Annotated in this window: 17 protein-coding genes; 5 read left to right on the top strand and 12 right to left on the bottom strand. The window is 66.4% G+C overall.

Annotated elements, in window-relative coordinates; all coding sequences use genetic code 11:
• Positions 1-5 precede the first annotated feature (5 nt).
• Together ACTJLF_RS19800 and ACTJLF_RS19795 are read right to left on the bottom strand one after the other, a co-directional pair.
• Positions 6-398, bottom strand: a complete 393-nt coding sequence (locus tag ACTJLF_RS19800) for a VOC family protein (protein WP_440883771.1) — start codon at positions 396-398, stop codon at positions 6-8.
• Positions 395-1,324, bottom strand: coding sequence for a ketopantoate reductase family protein (locus tag ACTJLF_RS19795; RefSeq protein ID WP_145759951.1), 930 nt, complete (start codon positions 1,322-1,324; stop codon positions 395-397). The genes ACTJLF_RS19800 and ACTJLF_RS19795 overlap by 4 nt, the downstream gene beginning before the upstream one ends.
• Positions 1,325-1,426: 102 nt before the next feature.
• Here ACTJLF_RS19795 and ACTJLF_RS19790 point away from each other — a divergent pair, with 102 nt between their 5' ends.
• On the top strand, positions 1,427-2,383 hold the full coding sequence (locus ACTJLF_RS19790) for a LysR family transcriptional regulator (protein ID WP_132752812.1): 957 nt from the start codon (positions 1,427-1,429) through the stop codon (positions 2,381-2,383).
• Between the two features lie 83 nt (positions 2,384-2,466).
• Here ACTJLF_RS19790 and ACTJLF_RS19785 read toward each other — a convergent pair whose 3' ends face one another.
• The 4 genes from ACTJLF_RS19785 to ACTJLF_RS19770 are packed head-to-tail and all read right to left on the bottom strand — an operon-like array spanning position 2,467 to position 6,657.
• Complete coding sequence (locus ACTJLF_RS19785; RefSeq protein WP_354413612.1) at positions 2,467-3,639, bottom strand: acyltransferase family protein; 1,173 nt, start codon at positions 3,637-3,639, stop codon at positions 2,467-2,469.
• Complete coding sequence (blaOXA, locus tag ACTJLF_RS19780; RefSeq protein WP_440883770.1) at positions 3,636-4,457, bottom strand: class D beta-lactamase; 822 nt, start codon at positions 4,455-4,457, stop codon at positions 3,636-3,638. Before blaOXA ends, ACTJLF_RS19785 begins: the two co-directional genes overlap by 4 nt.
• 50 nt (positions 4,458-4,507) lie before the next feature.
• A complete protein-coding gene (locus ACTJLF_RS19775; RefSeq protein WP_440883769.1) occupies positions 4,508-6,277 on the bottom strand; it encodes a M56 family metallopeptidase in 1,770 nt (589 codons plus the stop codon).
• Positions 6,274-6,657 carry a BlaI/MecI/CopY family transcriptional regulator gene (locus ACTJLF_RS19770; RefSeq protein ID WP_126186117.1) on the bottom strand — a complete coding sequence of 128 codons (384 nt, stop codon included), beginning with the start codon at positions 6,655-6,657 and terminating at the stop codon, positions 6,274-6,276. Before ACTJLF_RS19770 ends, ACTJLF_RS19775 begins: the two co-directional genes overlap by 4 nt.
• Positions 6,658-6,828: 171 nt before the next feature.
• Here ACTJLF_RS19770 and ACTJLF_RS19765 point away from each other — a divergent pair, with 171 nt between their 5' ends.
• Positions 6,829-7,374, top strand: a complete 546-nt coding sequence (locus tag ACTJLF_RS19765; RefSeq protein ID WP_019657414.1) for a hypothetical protein — start codon at positions 6,829-6,831, stop codon at positions 7,372-7,374.
• A gap of 42 nt (positions 7,375-7,416) precedes the next feature.
• Here ACTJLF_RS19765 and ACTJLF_RS19760 read toward each other — a convergent pair whose 3' ends face one another.
• The 3 genes from ACTJLF_RS19760 to ACTJLF_RS19750 all read right to left on the bottom strand — a co-directional run bounded on the left by ACTJLF_RS19760 (position 7,417) and on the right by ACTJLF_RS19750 (position 10,815).
• On the bottom strand, positions 7,417-8,199 hold the full coding sequence (locus tag ACTJLF_RS19760) for a citryl-CoA lyase (RefSeq protein WP_020723321.1): 783 nt from the start codon (positions 8,197-8,199) through the stop codon (positions 7,417-7,419).
• 11 nt (positions 8,200-8,210) lie between these two features.
• Positions 8,211-9,764 (bottom strand): class I adenylate-forming enzyme family protein, encoded by a 1,554-nt coding sequence (locus ACTJLF_RS19755; protein ID WP_354413601.1) that lies wholly within the window; start codon positions 9,762-9,764, stop codon positions 8,211-8,213.
• Between the two features lie 61 nt (positions 9,765-9,825).
• Positions 9,826-10,815 carry a tripartite tricarboxylate transporter substrate binding protein gene (locus ACTJLF_RS19750; protein WP_354413598.1) on the bottom strand — a complete coding sequence of 330 codons (990 nt, stop codon included), beginning with the start codon at positions 10,813-10,815 and terminating at the stop codon, positions 9,826-9,828.
• A gap of 188 nt (positions 10,816-11,003) precedes the next feature.
• On the opposite strand from ACTJLF_RS19750, the gene ACTJLF_RS19745 reads away from it, so the two are divergent.
• Positions 11,004-11,840: an IclR family transcriptional regulator gene (locus ACTJLF_RS19745; protein WP_440883768.1), complete on the top strand. Its 837-nt coding sequence runs from the start codon at positions 11,004-11,006 to the stop codon at positions 11,838-11,840.
• Between the two features lie 38 nt (positions 11,841-11,878).
• Here the strand turns inward: ACTJLF_RS19745 and ACTJLF_RS19740 are convergent, their stop codons facing one another.
• Positions 11,879-12,091: a hypothetical protein gene (locus ACTJLF_RS19740; RefSeq protein WP_019657409.1), complete on the bottom strand. Its 213-nt coding sequence runs from the start codon at positions 12,089-12,091 to the stop codon at positions 11,879-11,881.
• Between the two features lie 398 nt (positions 12,092-12,489).
• Between ACTJLF_RS19740 and ACTJLF_RS19735 the strand changes: the two genes are divergently transcribed.
• Positions 12,490-13,062 carry a TcpQ domain-containing protein gene (locus ACTJLF_RS19735; protein ID WP_354413592.1) on the top strand — a complete coding sequence of 191 codons (573 nt, stop codon included), beginning with the start codon at positions 12,490-12,492 and terminating at the stop codon, positions 13,060-13,062.
• 408 nt (positions 13,063-13,470) lie between these two features.
• Here the strand turns inward: ACTJLF_RS19735 and ACTJLF_RS19730 are convergent, their stop codons facing one another.
• On the bottom strand, positions 13,471-14,265 hold the full coding sequence (locus tag ACTJLF_RS19730) for a phosphodiesterase (protein WP_440883767.1): 795 nt from the start codon (positions 14,263-14,265) through the stop codon (positions 13,471-13,473).
• Positions 14,266-14,443: 178 nt separating this feature from the next.
• A complete protein-coding gene (locus tag ACTJLF_RS19725) occupies positions 14,444-15,754 on the bottom strand; it encodes a replication initiation protein (RefSeq protein ID WP_026346704.1) in 1,311 nt (436 codons plus the stop codon).
• 613 nt (positions 15,755-16,367) lie between these two features.
• On the opposite strand from ACTJLF_RS19725, the gene ACTJLF_RS19720 reads away from it, so the two are divergent.
• Complete coding sequence (locus tag ACTJLF_RS19720; protein WP_026346703.1) at positions 16,368-17,618, top strand: AAA family ATPase; 1,251 nt, start codon at positions 16,368-16,370, stop codon at positions 17,616-17,618.
• Positions 17,619-17,718 lie beyond the last annotated feature (100 nt).

The raw sequence follows: 17,718 nt of genomic DNA, 5'->3' as shown, positions 1-17,718 counted from the left end.
CAGGTTCAGGCGCGTGGATCGATCGCCAGCGCCTTGGCAACGGCGCCGGGGCTGGCCTGGATGAATTCGACGGCCAGGCCATCGGGCAGGCGCAGCCAGTTGCGGCCTTGCGGCATCTCGGTGACGCCGAAGGCCTTTGCAGCCGCCAGTGCGGCCTCGAGGTCTTCGCACATCACGCCCAGATGGCCCAGCCGCCCCTCGGGGCCGTCGTGTTCGGGCTTGGCCATGAACTGCATGCCCCCGAGCGTCCAGTACTGGATCGGCTCCTCCACGGTGCCCTGCACCTCCCGCATGGTCATGCCGCACACGTCGTGGAAGAACTTGATGTGCCAATGGATGTCGCGCACCCAGATGGCGACGTGCTCGACGTAGGCTTTCGGTATGGCACGGGTGTTCATTTCGCCTCCATGCGGCGTTCGATGCCCTTGATCGCGGCGACCAGCGTCTGGTTGACGGGCGTCGGTATGTCGTATTTCCGGCCGATGCGCACGACCGCGCCGTTGATGAAGTCGATCTCGGTGATCGAGCCCTTCTCCAGGCTCTGCAGCATCGAGGTCTTGAATTCGTAGGGCAGACCCTCGGCAGCCATCACCCATGCGTCGCGCGGGGCCTTGATCGAAAGCTTCACCCCGCCGGCCTCGGCAACCGTCATCGCTTCGGCCACCGCGGCGATGGCCGTGGCTTCGATCTCCGGCACCGCGTAGAGGCTTCCGTAGACCTGGCCGGTGATGCCGCTGAGCGCGCCGGTCGCCACGTTGATCAGGAGCTTGTCCCACATCGCGCCGAGGATGTTGCCGCTGACCTCGCACGGCAGCTCGGCGCGCTCGAACTCGGCGGCGATCGCCTTGGCGCGTTCGCTGATGCGGCCGTCGATCTCGCCGATCACCGTGCGCTTGCCCTGCGTGCCGGCAATGACATGACCCGCAGCGAGCATCACGCCGCCGACGTAGGTCTTGCCGGCCAGCACATGCCCGGCGCCCACCACCTCCGAGAGGATTTCTTCATGGCCCATGCCGTTCTGCAGCGACATCACGGCCGTGTCGGGCCCCACGATGTTTCGTGCCCCTTCGATGGCTGCTCGCGTGTGGAAGGACTTGACCAGCACGATGAGGAGGTCCGGGGCCTCCAGCTTCGCGGCGTCGAGCGCGGCGCGTACCCTGACGATACGCTCCGAATCGCCGACCTTCATGCGCAGGCCGTCGCGGTTGATCGCGTCGACGTGGGCCTGGTAGGGGTCGATCAGTGTGACGTCGGACCCCGCGGCGGCAAGGGTCCCGCCGATGGCGCAACCCAGGGCGCCGGCGCCGAGAAAATAGATCTTCATGTGAGTCTCCGTTCGGAATGACCCGACGATAGGCTCCGGCACCCATGTTGCACATAGCATGCCCGCCATGATCTACATTTCATATTGAAATGGAGGTGCGGCTTGGACCATGACGACGACATCGAAGGTGACGCGTCCCTTCTCAGCATCAGGCTGCTGCGCCTGTTCGACCTGCTCTACAGCACGAACAGCGTGACGCGGGCGGGCGAGGCCATGGGCCAGAGCCAGCCGACCGTGAGCAACTGGCTCGGCCGCCTGCGCCGGCAATTGGGCGACGATCTTTTCGTTCGCACCCCCACGGGCATGCAGCCCACACCGCGCGCGCAGGAGCTGATCGTGCCGGTGCGGGAAGCCCTGGCCGCACTGCGACGCGTGGCCGCGCCTGCAGAGCCCTTCGACCCGTCGATCGCGACACGGCGCTTTCGCATCTGCATGACGGACGCCAGCCACATCACCCTGCTGCCACGCCTGCTGGCGCACGTGCGGGCAGTCGCGCCCGGCGTTCGCCTGGAGGCCGCGCGCATCGACGAGCAAACCGCCCAGGCGCTGCAATCGGGCGAGGCGGACCTCGCGATCGGCCTGGTGCCCCAGCTGGAATCGGGCTTCTACCAGCAGGTCCTCTATCCACAGGACTGGGTGTGCCTGGTGAACGCGCGCCATCCGCGCATCGGCGCCAAGGGATTGGGCCTGCGCGAGTACAAGGCCGAGGCCCATGTCGGCATCGTCGGGGGCACCGGTGTGCTGCTGCTGGAGGCGGCACTGCAGCGGCAGAAGGTCGAGCGGCGTGTCTTGCTGGAGCTGCCGGGGTTTCTCGGGCTTGCGGCCGTCGTGTCCACGACCGACCTGATCGCTACCGTGCCGCGCCACATCGGCGAGACCCTCGCGAACTCGAATCCCGGCGTCCTGAAGGTCCACGATTGCCCGGTGCCGGTACCGCCCTTCACCGTCAAGCAGCACTGGCATGCGCGCTATCACCAGGACCCGGCCAGCCGCTGGCTGCGCGCGTCTTGCGAAGCGCTGTTCGCTTCGAAGAGGGTCAAGGGCAGGTCGAGCAGCTAGCTGAGGGGCACGCCGCTCCCGCGCCCTCGCCCTCGCCCTCGCTGCAACCATCAGCCCCAGTGGCAGCGGGCCTGCGAGCCCTGTCAGTTCTTCGAACTGCTCGCTGGATCTCCGGTGCCCCTCATGGGGTTCGAGGCTGCGATGCGGCGGCGAATCCGCGAGTTGAGGGGCTCACTGTAGAAACGAGCGATGCCTTCGCCCACTCCCAGCGTCAGGATCAGGAAGGCGCTGAGCAGGAACATCTTCTCGTCGCCATCGGCCAGCCGGGGCGGGAACATGGTCCGCAAGCCTCCCAGCAAGACGAGGTGGAACAGGTAAAGCTCATAGCTGCGCCGCCCAAGCCATTCGAATGCACGCCCCAATCCCATGCGAGTGCTGGTCTCTCCACCTGATCGATCGCTTGTACCGAGCAGCAAGATGGCAGTGCCGAAGGACATCGCAGTAACGCCCAGGACATTGCTCTGCGAGATGGGCCAGTAGAGGTAGAGGAAGACCATGGAGGCTGCCGTGCCGATCTGAAGCAATCCTCTTGCACGCGCAGTGAGCGTCACACGTTCGTCGAGCAAGGCCATGCAGCAGCCGACAGCGATGCCGTCAAACGATGCGAAGTAGGCGTAGAGGAATCCGGCTTCATCGCCCTGGTGCATCAGGCGGTAGACCGGCGCGAACGCGATCAGCGTCGTCCAGAACAACAGCAGGCGGCGTTCCCGGCGCATCGCCACGCAAAGAATCGGAAAGCAGAGGTAGAACACTTCCTCGACCGACAGGGACCAAAGCACGCCCAGCGCATAGTTGACCCACCCGTACCGATCCAGCAGGACGTTCATCCAGAAGGTCAGGGAGGCCAGGTTGACGAGCCAGAGGGAGACCGGCGCTCCCGAGGCCGGGCGGTTCTGGAAGATCGCGATGCCCGCCCAAGCCAGGAGGTTGACGACCACCAGCAGAAGCAGGAGACACGGCACGATTCGGGCCACGCGCATGCCGTAGAACTCCAGCGGCCTGATCTTTTCGAGGGCACCCCACCGCCTCTTGGCATTCGATGTGATCAGGAAGCCGGAGATGACGAAGAACATCGTCACGCCGTAGTTACCGTTGCGAACCAGCGCTCGCACCGCCTCCCAGCCCATGGCACGTGCAAGGAGCGTGTCCTCGAGCCGATAGGCGATGTTGAAGTGGTGCAGCAGAACGAGCAGGATCGCAATGCCCCGCAGCACGTCGATCCGCGCGCTGCGTCGATCGTCGCCGACGGCGGTCACTTCGCCGTGGGACCGAGAAGTGCAGGCAGCGTCGGCAGGAGCGAATCACGTACACGCAAGCCGGTGGGCGGCGATGCCTTCTTCTCGTCCTGGTCCAACCGTGCGAACACGAAGGATTTCTTTCCCTTGGTGATCCAGCCCACGTACCAGCCGTATCCATGCGCCTCGTCGCTGGAACCATCGGGCATCTTGGGGTAGGCCGTGCCGGTTTTTCCGTGCGCAGTCCATCCGTCCGGCAGTTCGATGGCCTCGATGGTCCGGCGCGTCATCTCGGACGCGCCGCGCGATACGGGCAACTGGTCGTGGATCAGCTTTCTCACGAAGCCGATCTGCTCCAGGGGCGAGATTTTCAGAGAGGACGAGACCCAGGACCGCTCCAGCCCATTGCCTTTCCCTGGGTCGCCCGATACGTCGGCGTTGCCGTACGCGAACTCCTCGGCATAGCGTGCAAATCGCTCCTTGCCCAGTGCATACGTCACCCTCTGCGAGAACCAGAACACCGAGTACTTCAGCCAGCGCTGTGGATCCGTCGGCTGCTTCCAGCTCTCGTTCCAGGCGGGATAGCCTTCGCGAAAGGGCAGCACGGGCGCATGCTCGTTCTTCAGGAATCCGGAATCGAAGCCCATCAGGGCAAGCGCGATCTTGAAGGTGGACGCAGGCGTGACCCTTTCGTCGCACCGCCCCTGCTTGACGACGAACTCACCGGTGTCGGCATCCGCGATCACGGTACACAGCGTCCGGGCATGCGCCACGGGAGCCGCAAGCAGCGCGGCAATACAGAGGGAAACGGTGGGAGCAAGGCGACGCAGTGTCTTCATTCGATGTCGAGTTCGCAAAGGGATTGGATGATGGCGACGTGAACCGGCCGTCAGGCACGATGCCCTGCGGCAATGCCCTGGAGCGCGTTTCGGATGTTGGTGGTGTCTTCGGCCAGTGCTGCCGTCCCGCTGGAGTTGAGCAGCACCATCGTGAAGCTGCGTCCCGAAGAGCGCAGGCGCATGACCAGGCAGCGCCCTGCCGCATCGATGAATCCCGTCTTCGACAACTGGATGTCCCAGCCTCGCTGGCCGACGAGGGGATTGGTGTTGCGGTATTCGATCTTCCTGCCGTCGATGTCGATGGTGTCGGCGGCGATCGTCGTTCCCTGCGCGATGGCCGGATAGCGCGAGGCTGCAAGGGCCACCACAGCCATGTCGGCCGCAGTGGAAGTGTTGCGCGCGGAAAGTCCCGTGGGCTCGCTCAAACTGGTATGCGCCAGACCCAGTGCGGATATCTTGGCTCGCAGCGCGGTCTCGAACGCGGCCATGCCTCCGGGATACCGCCTGGCGAGCGCATAGGTCGCACGATTGTCCGAAGACATGAGCGCAAGCCGCACGACCTCCCTGAAGGGCAGGTTCGTTCCCACGGGAATCCCCACGCGCTCGCGATCCGCCCCGCCGGCATCGATCGCGTCGATGCTGACCATGGCTTCCATGTCGGGCCTCGCGTCGAGTACCACCATGGCGGTGACCAGCTTGGTCAGCGAGGCGACGGGCGCGACTTCTGAAGCGTTCTTCTGCAACAGCACGCTTCCCGAGCTGTCGTCGATCAACAAGGCGTGATTCGATCGGATCGAACCACCAAGTGCCTTGATCGCGTCATCGGGGGCGTGTGCAACCGCATCGTGGAGGGGTTCCGCACGGAGCGTGACGAGCGCAACGCCTGCCGCCAGCACCGCGAAGGTGGCGGCAGGAACAACGGCCCTCCAATGCGGCGAGCGATGACCTGGACGCACCAGTTGCCGGATGCGGTCCGAAAGCTCGCCTCTGCCGGCAAATTGCCCGAGGAACGGCGTCGGCGCAGAGCCGGGATCGAGATGGCTCAATTGCTCCAGCGCCAACGCGAGCCGGCGAGGTTCACCGAGATAGCTGGCTGCGAGTTCATCCGCGATCTTTTCCCTCTCGATGCGGATCTCGCGGGACAACCACCACACGACCGGGTGGTAGAACAGCAGGGCTTCCACGGCAACCTGCAGCAGGTTGAACAGGTAATCGAAGCGCCTGATGTGGGCAACCTCATGCGCCAGCAAGGCCTCGAGCAAAGGGGCCGGCATCTGCGTCAGCAATGCGGCGGGCAGCAGGATGACCGGGCGCCACCAGCCCGCGGTGAGCGGCCGTTCGAGCCGGGGCACGATGCGCAGCGAGATGTGGCGGCGAATGCCCCAGTGCGCGGCCATGCGCAACACGTGCGCCTGCCATTTCGCATCTTCCCGGCCACGATGGCAGGCGGCTGCGCGAGCGACCCAGAGCAGCCCGGAGGCGAGGCGTATCGACATGGCGACAACGCCAAGCAGCCAGGCTGCCACCAGCCAGGGCATGAAGCCGCTCGGGAAAGCGGCCGGCCATCCACGCCAGTTCCTGATGCCCCCTGCGTCAGGGACTGCCGCGCCGGCGGCGAGGTACCGGTACGCGTCGAGGGCGGGTATGGCGACGCAAAGCATCAAGGCTCCAAGAAGCAGCGCATAGCGGGCTTGCGGTCTGCCGTGGCGCAGCGATCTCAGCAGGACGGCGGTTGCCATGCCGAGCAGAGCGCCCTTCCACACGAAATGCAGCAGCGCGTGACCCAGGGCGTCGACGACGCCGAAGGACAGCTCGCTCACTGGTCCTCTCCGTGCAGGATCTGCCGTATCTCGTCGCGCTCCTCCTGCGTCACGTGTCCTCGCAATGCGGCCAGAACCAGCGCCTTCCCTGAGCCGGCGAAGGCCTTGTTGATCAGCTCCTTGAGCAGATTGGTCTGAAGCGCGTTCTTCTTCTGGGCCGCCGCATAGACATGGGACCGCTCGCTCTCGTCGCGCCGCAGCAGCCCCTTGGCATGCATGAGCTGAAGTTGCCTCAACACGGTGGCGTAGGTTGCTTCGGGCCGGTCGACCTGCACGGCCAGATGAACCTGCTTCACCGTCGCAGGGCCGAGTTCCCAGAGGACGCGAAGCAGGTTGAGTTCGGCCGGCGTGGGCTTGATCGGGCGATTTGACTTGGGCATGGAATCCGCCAACGGGGGCGGGTCGATGTTTATCTAGAACAAATATTCTAGAACATTTTTTCTAGATCGATCCTTTCGCCTGAAGCCCTCGATCGATCGGCCTTCGAAGCATGCCGGCACGCGCGTCCGATGGCTTAATCTCTCGCCCGTCGCCGACCGAGTTCATATCCCATGAAACGCATTCGCCACCTTCTCGTTCTACTCGCCGCAGCCGCTTGCACCCACGCGGGCGCTCAGACGACGGGCGCCGCCTCGCGCAGCGCCGTCGCCGAATCCAACGCCGCCGTGTTCAAGGCTTGCGCCGAGGCTGCGGCATCGAACGCCGCGTGTCCGCTCGACGCGACCTTCGGCCTCGTCAGGCTCGCGCCGAACAACGAAGTGCTGGACTTCAGGGTCTCGAACACCGTCCCCCTGGCGGTCGGCCAGGGCTACGGATGGGCCCTGAAGCTCAACCGCAAGAACGGCAAGGTGCGCGTGCTCGAACGCATGACATTGCCGGAAGCCCCGAAGACATGGGGCACCGGCGGGCAGGCTCACGGCATGTCGGCGGACCGAAAGACGCTTTCGCTGGACGCGACCCTGACCGTCTACGACGGCACCATCTCGAAGGCCTGGGACGTGGTCAAGGGCGACCCTCCCGGCCGCTACCTGATCAGCGTCTACGTCGAGGGCTCCGCCCCCGTGCAGTTCGAATTCGAGGTCGTCGCTCCACGGTGACCACCGCCCCGCAGGCTCGGCCGCGCGCCGACGTCGGCGCCTTTATCGCGGCGCCTCGGCTGCAGCCACGAACGGGATCGCGTGCTCGACCGTGTCCCAGATGAAGCGGCCGGACGGGCTTTGCTGCTCCTCGACGATGTGCGCCACCAGGCCCGCCGCGCGCGAGATGACCGCGAAACCGCGCATCACGGCGGTGGGCACGCCGATCTCGCCGAGCAGGGCCGCCACGGCGCCCGTGGCATTGATCGTGATGGGGCGCCCCGCCACCGCGTCCACCGCCGCCGACAGGCGCTCGAGCGCGCGCACCTTGTCTCCGGGCAGTTCGGGCTCGGCACGTGCCATGTCGAGCAGCTTGTAGGCGCGCGGATCGACCGGCTTGTGCAGGTGATGGCCGAAGCCGGGCACCGCCGCCTTGAGCGCCTTGTGCTCGCGCGCGATCTCCAGCGCTTCGGCGTCCGCATCGGCGGCTGCGCCGATGCGATCGAGCAGGCCCGAGCAGTTCTCCATCGTGCCGACGAAGGAACTGCCCACCGCGAGCAGCCCCGCAGAGACGGCGCCCTGCAGGTTCTCGGGCGCGCTCATGTAGACCAGGCGCGTGGCGATGGCGCTGGGCGTGAGGCCGTGCTCCATCAGCACGATCAACACGGCGTCGGTGATGCGCAGGTCCACGCCGCGCGGCGTGCGGTTCAGGATCTGCTTGAGTAGCGCCTCGGTGAAGGTCTTCTTGCCGAGCAGGTCCTCGACGAGGTCGTCGTCCCGGTAGTGGAGGCTGGTGAGCGTATGGGTGCAAAGGCCCGTCACGGGCGTGGCTGGAGCGTCGGGCATGGCGTGGTCTTTCATTGGACGGTGGCGGTTGAAGAGGAAGAAGAGGTGGCCGAGGTAGCGGCCCCGCCGGCCACCGCGCGTTCGCGCACGGCCGCCTTGAGCACTTTGCCCACGGGCGAGCGAGGCAGGCTCTCGTAGAAGTGGACCTGCTTGGGCGTCTGCACGGGCCCCAGGCGTTCGCGCACGAAGGCGATCAGCTCGGCGGCCGAGACCTGCGTGCCGGGGCGCAGCTGCACGGCGGCCTGCACCGCCTCGCCCCACTTGTCGTCGGGGATGCCGAACACGGCGCACTCGTGCACGGCGGGGTGCTGGCCGAGCGCGTTCTCGACGTCCACCGGATAGACGTTGAAGCCGCCGGTGATGACGAGGTCCTTGAGCCGGTCCTTGAGGTACAGATAGCCGCGATCGTCGATCAGGCCGCGGTCGCCGGTGTGCAGCCAGTCGCCCACGAGCGTCTCGGCGGTCTTGTCGGGCAGGCGCCAGTAGCCGCTCATCACCAGGTCGCCGCGCGCCACCACCTCGCCGACCTCGCCTGCAGGCAGCAGCCGGCCATCGGGCGCCATGATGGCCACGTCGCTGTACCACGTGGCGCGGCCCACGGCCGCCCAGTTGCGCTCGTCCTCGAAGTCCTCGGGCCGCATCACGGTCAGGATCTGCGGCGCCTCGGTCTGGCCGTAGGTGGTGCCGAGCACCGGACCGAAGAAGTCGCGCACCTGGCGAATCTTCTCGGGCGGCATCGGCGCTCCGCCGTAGATCAGCCGGCGCAGCTGAGGGAAGTCGGCGCGCGATGCGCCCGGCAGCGCCATCAGCATGTAGACCAGGGTGGGCGGCATGAAGCACACCGTGCCCCCGCGCTCGCGGAAGGCCGTGCGCACCGCCTGCGCGCCGCCTTCCGCCAGCAGCACGTGACAGCCGCCCTGCGCCAGGATGGGCAGGAGATAGGTCGAGGTGCCGTGCGTGATGGGCGCGGCCACGATGTAGCGGTCGTTCGCGTCGAAGCCCCAGGCATGGATCTGGTTGACGATCGTGGCCATCCAGGCGCGGTACGGCTGGATCACCCCCTTGGGCGCGCCGGTGGTGCCCCCGGTGAACTTGATCGCCTGCGCAGCCTCGGGCGGCAGATGGAACGATGGCCGTGCGGCACCGGCATGGCGCGCCGTCAGCGACGCGACGGTGGGTTCGCCGGCCGCTGCTTCGCCGCAATGGATGCGCGCGCCCGGCGCGCCTTCGAGCAGGCCGGCGCAGCCTGGCTCGACGACGAGGATCGAAGGCTCCGTTGCGTCGACGATGCGGCGCAGCTCGGGGCGGGTGCTCTTCGGATTGAGCGGCACCCACACCTTGCCGCAGGCCAGCACGGCCAGCAGTGCCGCGATGTGCCCGGCGCTGTTGTTCGCGCAGATGCCCACGCGGCTTTGCGGTTCGGGGTCGAGGGCATTCAGTGCGGCGGCGAGCGCGGCCACCTGCGCGGCGAGCGCGTCGTAGCGGATCGGGCCCTCGGGGGCATCGATGGCGATGCGTTCGGGCCAGCGCTGGGCAGCACGCCAGAAGAAGTCGATCGGAAACATGCGGTGGAGGCTCCTTGTCGGCGTTGTCGGGGTTGAGCTTGGGGGTTGCCTTGGCTGCGATCTATTCGGCCTTGGCGCCCGAGGCCTTGACCACCTCGCGCCAGCGCTTAATCTCCGCGACGGCGAGGGCGCGCATCTGCTCGGGCGTGCCGGCTTCGGGCGTGGCGCCCAGGTCCCTCAGGCGCTGGCGCACCTCGGGTGCGGCCATCACCTTGTCCAGCGCGGCGTTCAGGCGCTCGATCACCGGATGCGGCGTCCCTGCCGGTGCGGCCAGCCCGAACCACGACTGCACGTCGAAGCCCGGGTAGCCCGACTCCGCCACCGTGGGGACGTCGGGCAAGAGCGGCGAACGCTGCGCGCTCGTGATGGCGATCGCGCGCAGGCGTCCGCCCTGCACGTGCGGCAGCGCCGAGGGCATGTTGTCGAACATCGACTGCACCTGCCCGCCCAGCAGGTCGGTGATCGCGGGTGCGCTCCCCCTGTAGGGCACGTGCAGCATCTTCAGGCCCGCCTTCATCTTGAACATCTCGCCGGACAGGTGGATGGACGAACCGCTGCCCGAGGAGGCGAAGGTGATGCCGTCGGGCTGCTCCTTCGCGAAGCGCAGGTAGTCGGCCACGCTCCTGATGGGCAGCTTGGGGTTGACCACCAGGATGTTGGGAATCTTCGCGATCAGGCCGACCGGCTCGAAGTCCTTCACCGGGTCGTAGCCGAGCCGCGCATAGAGCGAAGCGTTGATCGTGTTGGCGATGGTGTAGACGTAGAGCGTGTAGCCGTCCGCCGGGGCGCGCGCCACGGCCTCTGCGCCCACGTTGCTGTTGGCGCCCGTGCGGTTGTCCACGAGCACGGGCTGTCCGAGCTGCTCGCCGAGCCGCACCGCGACCAGGCGCGCGACCACGTCCGTGGCGCCTCCCGCGGCATAGCCGACCACGAGCTTGATCGGCTTGGACGGCCAGGCGGCGGGCTCGGCCCGTGCGGGAAGGGCCGCGCTGCAAAGCAGCGCGGTGGCAAGTGCCAGCAGCCGCCGGCGGGATGCGGTGGGGGGAATCATGTCGTGTTGTCTCCTTCGAGGTCTCGACGTCGGCGATGGCCCCTGCCAACAGCCCTGCATTTCGCAGGCGGCCGATGCGTCAGCGGGGAATTCTTCGGCAGGCCCGACCAACGCACCAATCGAAACGTCCGGCAGGCGGACGTTTTGGGCACACTCGGAGGTTCCGCTCCCGCCCCGAGATCCACCGCATGCCGACCCGCCGCCCCTCCACCAACCTCGATCCCGAGCCCGCTTCGACGACCCCGGCGCGCGGCCGATCCGGCAGCGAGCAAGCGGAGGACGGCGGCGGCCGGACGCTTCGTCGCGGCCTGCAACTGCTGGACGCCGTGCTCGCGGCCGACCGCGAGGGACTCCGCGTGGTGGACCTGTGCCGCATCGCGCAGCTGGAGCGCGCGACGGTCCACCGATTGATCGCCACGCTGGTGGAGAGCGGCTACGTGGCGCAGCGCGGGCGCTTCCGCTACGTGGCGGGGCAGCGGCTGGCCGCCCTGGCGCTGAACGATGCGGCGCCGAACCTGGCGGCGCGCCTGCGCCCCGTGCTGGAACGGGTGAGCACGGCATGCGGAGACGCGGCCTTCGCCATCGTGCGCGAGGGCGCCGCCTCGCGATGCATCGCGAGGCACGTCGGAACGCACCCGATACAGATCCTCGTGATCCAAGTCGGAACCCGCCAGCCGCTCGGCGTGGGCGCGGCGGGGCTGGCGCTGCTGTCGGCACTGCCCGACGATCAGGTGAAGGCCGCCATTGCAGCCAACGCAACGAGCCTGCCGCGCTACCGCGGGATGACGCCCGAGCGGATGGCGCTGCTGGTGCAGGCCACGCGCGAACGGGGCTGGTCGGTCATCGGCAACCATGCCACCGACGGCGTTCTCGCAGTGGGCATGGCGGTGCACAACGCCGAAGGCGAACCCTCGGCCGCCATCAGCGTGGCATCGACCCTGGAGCGCATGCCGCGCGAGCGCCAGCAGCTGATCGCGCGGCTGATGCGAGACGCGCTTGCCGCGTTGCTACCGGCGGGGGTGTGAGCGCCGAGCCAGCGCGAAACGAACCTGATGCCTCGCCCTCACTGCGGCCGAAGCCGAGAGAGCTCCGCCCGCCCCAACGGCGTGATGCGCAGGATCACCGCGCCGCGCCCCTCGCCCTTGCCGGGCTCGGGAAGGTTGGCCTCGATCAACTGGGCGGCCACCAGCACGGCGGCCCGCTGTATGTCGGCCTCTTCGTGGATGGCCAGGGGAAAGGAAGCCTCCTCGATGCGCCGCAGAAAGTCCATCGGCATTGCAACTCCTCAACAGTTCACTCCGAGGCGGAACATAGGGATCGGCCCCGCCAGTTCAAGAAACGCAAGGGCCCCACGGCATGCGGCCTCCGGACAGGTCAGGTGCCACGGACACCGCGTCCCCGACCGGGGTTTTATGTTGAGTACAAAAGGATTAAACTCCACCCCGGACAGCCATTCTCTCCCTCCTCCCTCCACCGGCTGTCCATTTGGCCCGCTTCGGCGGGTTTTCTTTTTGGGGGGAAGCAGGTCAGCGCATGGTGGGTCAAACCCCAAGCGCTTTACTGTCGGGGATGGCTGTTTCAGCAGGGTCACGAGGCGCGCACGGATGCCCATCGGCAGCGCGGTTCGACAGGTCCGAAGCAGATCCCGACCTCGCGAGCCGGATACCATCAGAAATGGTGGCCGGCCGCGACATGGTGGCTGTGCGCGGTGGCCCCGGAATCGAACTGTCAGAACACCGTCAATCTGTGAATTCAACGCTCGGAAGAGCCCTGCTCCATCCATCGACCTGGGCAGCCCTCGGCGCGAGCCTCTTCACCACCCTCGCCGGTGCCACCGCGGGAGTGCAGGTGGAGAAGATCGGGCGGGACATGCCCGCGGCCGTTGCCCTGCCTGCGCCGGAAGCGGTGCTTCCTGCGCAGGCCGCGACCGACACCTCGGCAGCGGATGCCGCCGCGTTGATCGACCGGCGAGTCCGCGCAGTGCGTGCCCACTGGCCGATCGAGGACGAGTCGTTGCGGCTCGTGATCCTGCGTTGGGGCAACGCGGTGGGCGTCAGCGTGCAGTGGGACAGCACTCGCGACTACACGATCACGCCGGAGGTCCGTTCCGCGAGCTTCAGCGGGTCCTTCAAGGAGGCGCTGTTCCAGCTCGCGCAGAAGTACCAGATGCTCGATGCGCCCCTGCTGCTCGAGTTTTCGCAGGACGGCACCATCCTTCACGTGCGCGACCAGGAAAGCACCCGCTAGTAGTTTGCCGGCGTCACAGGCGATTCGCCCGTCGCCTGCTGCAGCGTTTCTGTCGGCGCCAGCGGATCGGCGAGCCGAGGAACCAGCAGCTGCTCCAGCCGTGCAGAGACGAGATGAGGCCGCGGGGAAGCGCGAGACGATGTCTTCCCGCAGGAAAGTTGTCCCATGGCTCTGTGGGAAACTTTGTGGATAACACAGGGACAACATCGGCGTTGCCAGCAATCATGCGGGTCGCCGCCAGAGTGCCTGTATTCGAGGCAATCGCCTCTTGACTTTTTGCCGTGACACGCTCGCTCCTGCTGCTGTCGCGTGGATATGTGCGCCCAGCGCGGTCTTCGGTCAATTGCAGGCGAATGATCGAACGACAGCTCCTCCCGCGCAGGAGCGCTCCCTCGTCGCTCGCCGTGCTCAGGCGAATCCGTAGGGACCCGCGAAAGCGCCGATGTGGCTCACGTGGCTGACCATGCCGTGGGCCTCATCCCACAGGTGCAGCATGCAGCCGCGCGGTCCGATGTGCGACTGCGGCGGCGCGTCGGCGGCAAGCTGCAGATCGATCTCGGTGGTGGTGCTCGGGCAGGAACAGACAACGGTGCCGGCCCAGCGCCGCAGCATCGTGCGATGCACGTGGCCGCACAGCACGAGTTCGACGTTGGGTGCGCGGCGAACCACCTCCTCCAGCTGCTGTGTCTCCATGCAGCGGTAGATGTCCATGTAGGGGATGCCGCTGATGAAGGGCGGGTGATGAAGCATGAGCACGGTGGGCTTGGCGGTGTCCTGCGCGAGCGTGTGCGCCAGCCACTCGACGGCCTGCGCGTCGACGTGTCCGTGGTGCTTTCCGACGGGGCACGAGTCGAGCCCGATGAAGCGCACCGGATGGTCGTCCACGCACCAGTGCAGAGCGCCTTCGGCCGGCAGATAGGGCTGGTCCCGGAAGGCGATGCGGAAGTTCTCGCGGTGATCGTGGTTGCCGGGGATCACGAGGAAGGGAATGCGCGATGCCGAGAGCAACTCGCGGACCATCGCGTATTCCTCGGGTCGTCCCTCGTCCACGAGATCGCCGGTGATTAGCAGCAGGTCGGGCACGCGGTCGAGCGTGTGCAAATGTGCAAGTGCTTCCGCAAACATCTGGTTAGAAGCTGCGACGCCTTGGTAGAGCACGCCTTCAGGCCGGATGTGCGGATCGGACAACTGTGCGATGAGCATGTGCTTCCTAGGGAGAACAGACCGCCATGGTGCAGCCGGGCGTGGAACGGGGCCATACGCCCGACGGCGCAACGGCGAAAGTCTCCGGAGCACAGGGAGGCAGGTGCTTCGACGCCGAGGCTTGTGGGGGAGACCTTCGATCGCTCAGTGAGCGCCCGCTCGCGCCCCCCTGCACCGCTCACATGCCGGCGACGCCCTGCGCCAGAGCGAAGTCGAGCAGCACGCGGTCGGAAGGTTCCTCGGGCCAGGTGACCTGGGCGAGCCAACGATGGAAGGTCGTTCCCGCGATGCGGCTGGCCGGTCCGTCGCGCCGCCAGGCCCGCGCAATGGGCGTGGCGATCTGCGCGAGCCGTTCGGTCTCGAAGCGAGAGCGCATTTCCGCCTGCATCGCCTCGGGCATCTCCTTGTAGAGCGCCTTGGCCTTTTGCATCCGGTCGTTCTCCCACAGTTCACGGATGCGATGCATGCGGTCCTCGCCGCTCGCAGCGGGCGCGGCGCGTCCTTGCGCGAGGGCGGGCGCGGACGCGGGTTCGGAGACTTCGATCGCGCCCTTCACGCCTGCGTATCCCTTCTTGAGCGCATCCTTGAAGTACGCCGCCGGCGACTTGAGCGCCGGCAGCGACTGGCTGCGAAGACGCTGCTCTACATGCTCGAGCGTGCCGCGCAATTGCGCTTCGTCGGTGGTGGCGTACAGGTCCTGGGCTTCGTCCTGCTTGATGCCGAGCGCGATGAGCTTGCCGACCAGTTCGAGGTCGAAGACGTTGCGGCTGGGATCGTCGGCGGCGCCGAGCCGCTGCTGCACCTTGGGCAGAACGCGGAACTGGATCTCCTCGATGCGGCGCCCCCGCTTGTGCTCGATCAGTTCGAGACTGAAGTCCTCGCACAGGGCGTCGATCTCCGCGAGGGCCTTGCTGATCACGTCGCGCTTGAGAAAACGGTAGTCGACCTCGGTGATGTCGCTGCGCCCCGTGAGAACCGCAGCCCACCACAGGACGTCCTCGCGCATCGACAGGCGGCTCGGCGAGGTGAGATAGCGCGCGCCGATCTCGTAGAGCACGGCCGCCGGATAGCTGCGCATCTGGCCGCTGATCTCCAGTAGCACGCGCGTGTACTGGTGCGGTTTCACCAGGCGTTCGCGGATCTCTTCCGGGTAGCGCCAGGTGATCGTGCACGGCCGCCCCCTGCCCTGCTCCTCGATCGTCACGGTGCCGAGCAGTTGTGACGACACCCAGCGTTTCAGGCCTGCGCCGCTGGTCGACCATTCGATGGTGGTCGCCTGCATGTCGCGCAGGTGGGACTTCAGCAGTTCGGTGTTGTTCGAGTTGAAGCGGGCGTCGCCGATAAGTTCGCTGAGCGCGAGCTTGTAAACGGGTTCGTCGACCCCCTGGCGCTGCGAGTGGTACAGCAGCGCGTTGTAGATGCGGCGGGACAGCAAGGTCAGCCGGCCGCGCTTGGGGCGGATGGCGATGGCCTCATTGGCCTTCGCCACGCTCTGTTCGTCAGGGGCCTGCGCTGGTTTGGGCGGCTGTCGCGTAACTTCGCCGTCTTCCATTGGGGCCTCGTTCGGGGATATGCGGATTCACATCATGCCGCTGTTTTGTGAATCGGTCAATTTACAAAGCTACGAAAGCTCTCTTGAGACTTTGAAAGAGAACACTTGAGGAGGTTGAAGAATTGAGGGAGCTGTTTCTTCAGTCTTGACAAGGGCTTGGAAGCGTTTCTGTAAGTACCGTTGGGATTTGACGTGAGAGGTTTTGGGATTGAATGTGAGCTCGATTGGGGTTTTGGGATGTTTGGCGTGTGGATGGTTGGGATTTAGCGTGAGTGGACTGGGGGTGGTTGCACCCACGCTGGGGGTTGCCGGGGCCTGAAGCCCGTGAATTGACCGGGTCGGGGCTTTTCATCGCCGTCGAATGGCTGTCTCGAGCTCGATTCCGTTCACCTGAGAGGCGGCGGCGGGAGGACAATCCCAATCGATCTCACCTCGGTCCCCAAACGTTCTCACAATCGGAGTACGGCTCGGGGTGCCTGTATCGGCAGTTCTTGTTCATTCGACAGAATCCCATAGAATGGCTAAATTCTGTCGAATAAGGCTGTTCTTCATGGCATTGCCCGTCCCCGCCGGGGTTGGAAACCAGGTTTCCACACCCTCCCCCTCTTCCACCGTCGCTGCATCTCCCGAGCGCGCGCGCATCGATATGCCGCGCATCGCGGCGTTGGCTGTCCGCGCAGGCTCCATGGTCGAGCAGATCCGTGGGCGCTTGCTGGCACCCGAGGCGCGCAAGGTTGCGCCGGTGTATTCCACTGCCCAGTTGGCGGCCCTGTGCGGCGTCGACAAGGCACATGTGGCCTACCGCATCACCAAGGAGGATCTGCCCAGTGGCCGGCTGACGCCCGCTGGCGGCAAGCGCAACTTCGAGCTCAGCGAGCTCCGCGCCTGGACCCGCACGTACCGCGCGGACAAGATGCGACCCGCGGGCAAGAAGGCATTCACGATTGCGGTGGGTAACTTCAAGGGCGGCGTCGCCAAGACGACGACCGCCATGGTGCTGGCACAGGGCCTGAGCCTGCGCGGTCACCGGGTGCTGGCGATCGACACCGATCCGCAGGGCTCGCTCACGACCCTGCACGGTCTGCTGCCAGAGGCTGAGATCAGCGAGGACATGACCATTGCCCCGCTTTGCGACGGCAGCCAGTCCGACATCCGTTATGCGATCCGCTCGACCTATTGGGACGGGCTGGACCTGGTGGCTGCGGCCCCCTTCCTTTTCTCGGCCGAATTCGCGCTGCCCGCGCGGCAGATGCAGGAACCGGGTGCGCGGTTCTGGGACGTGCTCAACGCGGGCCTGGAGAGCGTGCGCGATCTCTACGACGTGATCATCATCGACACGCCTCCTTCCCTGTCTTATGTGACCATCAATGCGCTATGGGCTGCCAACGGGATCGTTGTGCCGGTGCCGCCGTCCGGACTGGACTTCGCTTCCTCGGCGCAGTTCTGGTCACTGCTGGCGGACCTGGGCGCGAACCTCGATGCGCAAGGCGGCGACATGGCCGGCAAGGCCTTCGATTTCCTGCACGTGCTGCTCAGCCGCGTCGATCCGAGCGATCCCGCCACGCCGGCGGTGCGGCAGTGGATCCAGGCGACGTACGGCGAGTACACGCTGCCCGTCGAAATCCCGAAGACCAGCGTGACGAGCAACAAGGCGGCGGAGTTTGCGACCGTCTATGACGTCCAGAAATACGAAGGCGCTGCCAAGACCTACAAGCGCGCGTCGGACGCCTATGACGCGTTCGTCGATCTGGTCGAGCAGTCCGTGGTGAGCAGCTGGGCAGACAAGGCACAGGTGCAATGAGGCAGGCCACCCATCAATTCACGAGGTTGCGGGCGCAGCGTGGAAACCAGGTTTCCAGCCTCGCATGTCTTGCCCGTCGTGTAGCGATTCAGACCGGAAC

This window comes from Variovorax sp. 22077 (assembly GCF_052044195.1).
GTDB lineage: Bacteria > Pseudomonadota > Gammaproteobacteria > Burkholderiales > Burkholderiaceae_C > Variovorax > Variovorax atrisoli.
This window is presented reverse-complemented; position numbering and strand designations above follow the sequence as displayed.